At 32.2% G+C, this 4,869-nt stretch carries 3 protein-coding genes, 1 tRNA gene and 1 pseudogene; 4 read left to right on the top strand and 1 reads right to left on the bottom strand.

Features of this window, described 5'->3' with window-relative positions:
• Window positions 1-251: 251 nt before the first annotated feature.
• Window positions 252-325 (top strand) — tRNA-Pro (locus tag A2255_00450).
• A gap of 57 nt (window positions 326-382) precedes the next feature.
• On the opposite strand, the gene A2255_00445 is transcribed toward A2255_00450, so the two are convergent.
• Complete coding sequence (locus tag A2255_00445) at window positions 383-934, bottom strand: hypothetical protein (GenBank protein OGI18231.1); 552 nt, start codon at window positions 932-934, stop codon at window positions 383-385.
• A gap of 321 nt (window positions 935-1,255) precedes the next feature.
• On the opposite strand from A2255_00445, the gene A2255_00440 reads away from it, so the two are divergent.
• The 3 genes and pseudogenes from A2255_00440 to A2255_00430 all read left to right on the top strand — a co-directional run bounded on the left by A2255_00440 (window position 1,256) and on the right by A2255_00430 (window position 4,869).
• Window positions 1,256-2,971 (top strand): hypothetical protein, encoded by a 1,716-nt coding sequence (locus tag A2255_00440; protein ID OGI18230.1) that lies wholly within the window; start codon window positions 1,256-1,258, stop codon window positions 2,969-2,971.
• A gap of 265 nt (window positions 2,972-3,236) precedes the next feature.
• Window positions 3,237-3,908, top strand: coding sequence for a hypothetical protein (locus tag A2255_00435; protein OGI18229.1), 672 nt, complete (start codon window positions 3,237-3,239; stop codon window positions 3,906-3,908).
• Between the two features lie 679 nt (window positions 3,909-4,587).
• A pseudogene (locus tag A2255_00430) lies at window positions 4,588-4,869 on the top strand (hypothetical protein).

The raw sequence follows: 4,869 nt of genomic DNA, 5'->3' as shown, positions 1-4,869 counted from the left end.
ATTGCATTGAAGCGATTAAATACTGTAAAAGAATATAATTATATTTTTTTAATATTCACTTAAAATTTAAACCAAGCATAATTAACTTATATTTATAGAAGAATTTGAGAAGCACAAATAAGCTTCTCATCATACTTGAAAAAACATATTTTCCAGATATGATAAGTATTAAAGCAATTCTTCTAAAATGCTACTAAAAAATATAAAGTTATTATCAGCTGGCAAGCTGAAACCCAAATACAACAAGCAATCGGGACGTAGCGCAGCTTGGTAGCGCACTACCTTGGGGTGGTAGGGGTCGCAGGTTCAAATCCTGTCGTTCCGATTTTTAAACTTAACAGATAATCCTGCAAATTGCTTGCAGGATTATTTTTCTAATATGTTAGCGAGCTCTTAATTGTTGCGCTTTTGGCAAATGATAGCTATTCTCGAACACATCTTCCAGTATTTCCCTATAGCATTCAGGGATTCCTTCTCTAAGCTTGTCTAGGATAATTCTTTTACTTAATCCACCATTTTCACTTAAATAAATATCTTTTAATGATTTTAAAAACCATTTTACCCATTTTATTTCTTCTTTTGCCTGTAATAGTTCTTCATTAACTTTTGCGTTTTTCTTAAAAACAAGATTTACTTCTTCATTAACTCTTTTACTGACTTCTTCTTGAGCAATTTTATCTATTTCAGATTTTAAATAATCTCTTTCTTCTTTAATCTCTATTAGTTTTGCTGTGAGTTTTTCTAATTGTTTTATATCATAAGTATTTTTATCGTTTTCTCTTTTTAACTTTATTGTTCTTACCATCAATTGGTCATATTTCCAGGTTTTGTTGCAATTTGCATAATTATACATTTGTTTGTATTTAGAAAATTTTCTCAGTAAACCCTCATACTTTTTCTCTAATTTTTTGTACTTACTCATAGTTACTATCATAGTCCGCTCATCCTTTCAGTTTATATAACCTCATCTTCAAAATAGGGGGAATATATGGATAATATTTTTGAATATAAACTAATTTATTTTGTTATTATAAATTTAAAACAATTTTAGAATTGTTTCATCGGCAAGAGGGTTTAGTAGAAGTAAATCCATGGATTAGTTTACAAATTCATATACTATGTTGGGTTAAGTTTAAATGTGTAATAGAAATGTCTGAAATGTTTCATATTTAGTTGCTTATCTTAATTGCCTTGTCTGTATCTGGCTGCTTAGTCTATAATGTTTTTTATAGAAATGGAAATTCGAGGAAGAGAGATGGGCTTAAATAAAAAAATTCGGATAGCTTTCATTAAATTTGGAGGATTAGCCGCTGCAGGAACTGAAAGGTGGCTGCAATATATGGCTGCGAATCTTCCAAAAGATGAATTTGAAGTTGATTATTACTATTGCAATTCTTTTCCTTATTTCAAGATCAAGGGAAGTGAAACAAATCGTGACCGCTTTAACTATATGCGAGAAAAAGGAGTTAATCTTATCCAATTTACTGTGAAAAAGATTAATTCTGATTGTTATCCTGCCAGATGGGAAGAGACTGATTTTTGGGATGTTTTTGATTCTCGAAAGTATGATTTTGTGCAAACAGGAAAGGCAGGCGCAAGAGAATACCCTTATTTTAAAATTAATTTACCTGTTATTGAATTTGTAGCGCTTACCGGTGGGGTTGATCATAGTCCAAATATTGTTTATAGTATTCATCCTTCAGACTGGCAAAGGAGTTGCTGGACTAATGTTGGTGGGAGAATTGATAGAAGTTGCGTAATACCTGTTCCTGTTGAAGAGCCGGCATCAAGCGAGAATTTTAGAGAAGAATTAGAAATTCCTGAAGATGCACTTGTAGCTGGTTATCATCAAAGAAATAATGATGAAATATATAGTCAAATTCCACTTGATAGCTTTTCTAAAATATATAATCCAGACAGACATTTTATTATAATGGGGGGAAGCCAATTATATCGAAAACAGGCAGAAGAATCGGGTTTGAAAAATGTTCATTTTCTCGATCATAGTGGTGATGCACAAAATATTTCCAAATTCCTTAATACTTTAGATATTTTTGCGCATGGAAGGTTTGACGGAGAGACTTTTGGGACAGTTTTTGCGGAAGCTATGATACATGGAAAACCCTGTTTATCCCATAGTAGTGTGATAGGAAACAATGCACACAAAGAAACTATGGGAAGTGGTGGACTTTTTGCAGAAACGGCTGATGATTATACTGTAATGCTGGATAGGCTATACACTGACAAGGAATTGCGTAATGAATTAGGCGCTAATGCTTATCAAATTGCCAAAAATTCTTATACATTGCCAAGTTGTGTTGAAGCATTAAGGAAGCTTTATCTCAAAATATACGAAGAGATGAGTAATAAAACGATTACAGTCCCTGTTGTTGATAATGCTAATAAGCGACCATTAATATATGATTGTTTTACATTTCTAGATGAGCTTGAATTGCTTGAATTAAGGCTTGATTCTCTAAATGAAACGGTAGATTGGTTTATTATAGTTGAATCAGCCAAAACTTATGATAATTTACCTAAACCATTGTACTATCAGGAAAATCAGGATCTTTTTGCAAGATATGCAGATAAGATAATGTATATGGTTGTAAATAAGTTTCCGGCAGACAGCGCAAATGTAGCTTTGAATCAAAGTTTCCATAGAAATTGTCTGTCTGTCGCCCTAAAAGAATGCAGTATAGATGACGTAATAATTATTTCGGATGTTAGTGAAATTCCTGATCCCGATAAAATTAAAGGTTCCCTGAATATCCCTGGAATTAAAGTTTTCGAGCAAAAACAGCACAACGTTAATCCTAAGCTGACTACAGTTGAGACCTGGCTTGGCTCATTGATGCTAGAAGGTAGAGATTTAATTAGTATTGATGAGCTTATAGAGCAACGAAATTCAGGTACATTTACAAAAATTGAGAATGGTGGATGGGTAGTTAAAGGCTTAGGAGGTTGCTAAGCCACATTTTTTAAGTCATCAATTATTCCAATAATACCACTATCATTATGTGGTAGCTAAGCCACATTCTCAAGTTAATGATCATTCCAGTGAGGACTTGAATTGGGTAATATCCATACCAAATTTTTAATCAATTTTCATATTCTATCTAATATGTCCAGTTAAATTGCTATGTTTATTTAAACAAATAGTATTTTTATAGGGTGTGAATCTTATATAAATTTGTTATTATAAATATACAATTTATAGCCTGAGGATATTAGGTTTGCTAATAGATTCTAAAAAGAAAGCTTTTTCGCTTGCAGAAGTGCTTATTGCATTGGTAATAATAGGTATAGTTGTAGCTATTACTATTCCTGCTTTAGCCCATGATACGCAGGACAAGCAATTCAGAGCTAAATGGATAAAACTTATGTCAACTTTGATACAAGGAACAGTTAGGTTACAGACTGCTAATGGTGGACAACTCTGGGATATGACTACCTCTAGTAATATGATGGAAGAGTATAAAAATTATCTTATATTGATAAAAGAAGTAAATAGTGCTGATAGTCTTTTTCTTGATAGTACTCTATATAGATGCTATAAGGGTTCACCTGCAACATGTACAGCGTATCCTAACGCTCCTGCCGGTATACTTTCTGACGGAAGTTACGTAGTTTTTAAAAGTGAAAACAATTGTTCTGCAAGTGAATCAGGATTATCAGGTATTTGTGGATCTTTTATAGTTGATGTAAATGGTGTAAGTCCGCCAAATATGTGGGGAAAGGATCTTTTTCAGGCTTGGGTAGTTTATTCTCAAACAAAAGGATATCAAGTATTTCCCGTAGGCAGCAATGGGGATGGATATACTTGCCAAGCTGAAAGTGAGGAGGACAGTACTTCTCTAGGATGTTCAACATATTCTCTTTTGCATGTTGAAATGCCAAATACATAATTCATTACTCTGTCCCCAAAATTATGATAATTGTTGAAGTAGGGTATATCTGAATTCACCCTACTTCTTTATAACTTTTAAATTTAGCAATCCATATGGTTATGCATAATTGCCCAATATTTGTATTTTTATAATTATGATTTAATCGTGATTGTAAAAATTTTCTTAATTAACTTGAATTGCTAATTAATTTTAGCCAAAATTCTCACCCCCCCTGCCTCCCTAAAAGTACCTTGCAATATTCATTAAAACTTGATCCTGAATCAGCACAGTTTTGCATAATGACTCCTTACCCTGGAGCTAAAATATATGAAATTTTATTTAAGGAACAAACAAAAAATTATTGCGTATTTTAAAACGCAAATCTGTCATTGCGAGCGAAGCGAAGCAATCCATTAAATAATGCTATAATTTGGATTGCCACGTCGGGCTTTCAGCCCTCCTCGCAATGACAATATCACTTTATGCGTAAGTATTTTTTGTTACCTCCTTACTTGGCGATTCTTTAAAACTTTATATCGTTAAGTCTTTAATTAAATCTATACGCTAACAATTTTATATAATCAATTGTTACTTTTAGTAAACTTATTAAAAATAATTCAGTCAAATTGGCAGTTTTGTTTTTTTAGGGTTTATTATATTATTGAGAACCCGATAAGGAGGATGGCTTTAAATAATTATGATTCTAAGGAAGATATTCTCAGCATTTTTAATTGCAATATTTATTAGCATTTCTCAAATTAATGCTGAACTATTAGCTAATACTAATAATGATGGTATTTATAAGATTAGCACTGCTTATTTAGGTGTAACTCCAGTAGATATCGATAATTTTGCCAGAGTTGATGATTACTTTTATAGAGGTTCACAGCCTGATAATTATGATATTAAAGCATTGTCGTCTCTTGGTATAAAAACTATAATTAATTTAAGAAAACCTACGCTACTTAATAGATTGGAT

This window comes from Candidatus Melainabacteria bacterium RIFOXYA2_FULL_32_9 (assembly GCA_001784615.1).
Taxonomy (GTDB): domain Bacteria; phylum Cyanobacteriota; class Vampirovibrionia; order Gastranaerophilales; family UBA9579; genus UBA9579.
Note: the sequence above shows the minus strand (reverse complement) of the source record. Positions and strands in the feature narration are given on the sequence as shown.

Bases quoted from the DNA above. Each gene is read 5' to 3' on its own strand.
- A2255_00440 (OGI18230.1), top strand. From the start codon at position 1,256: ATGGGCTTAAATAAAAAAATTCGGATAGCTTTCATTAAATTTGGAGGA.
- A2255_00445 (OGI18231.1), bottom strand. From the start codon at position 934: ATGATAGTAACTATGAGTAAGTACAAAAAATTAGAGAAAAAGTATGAG.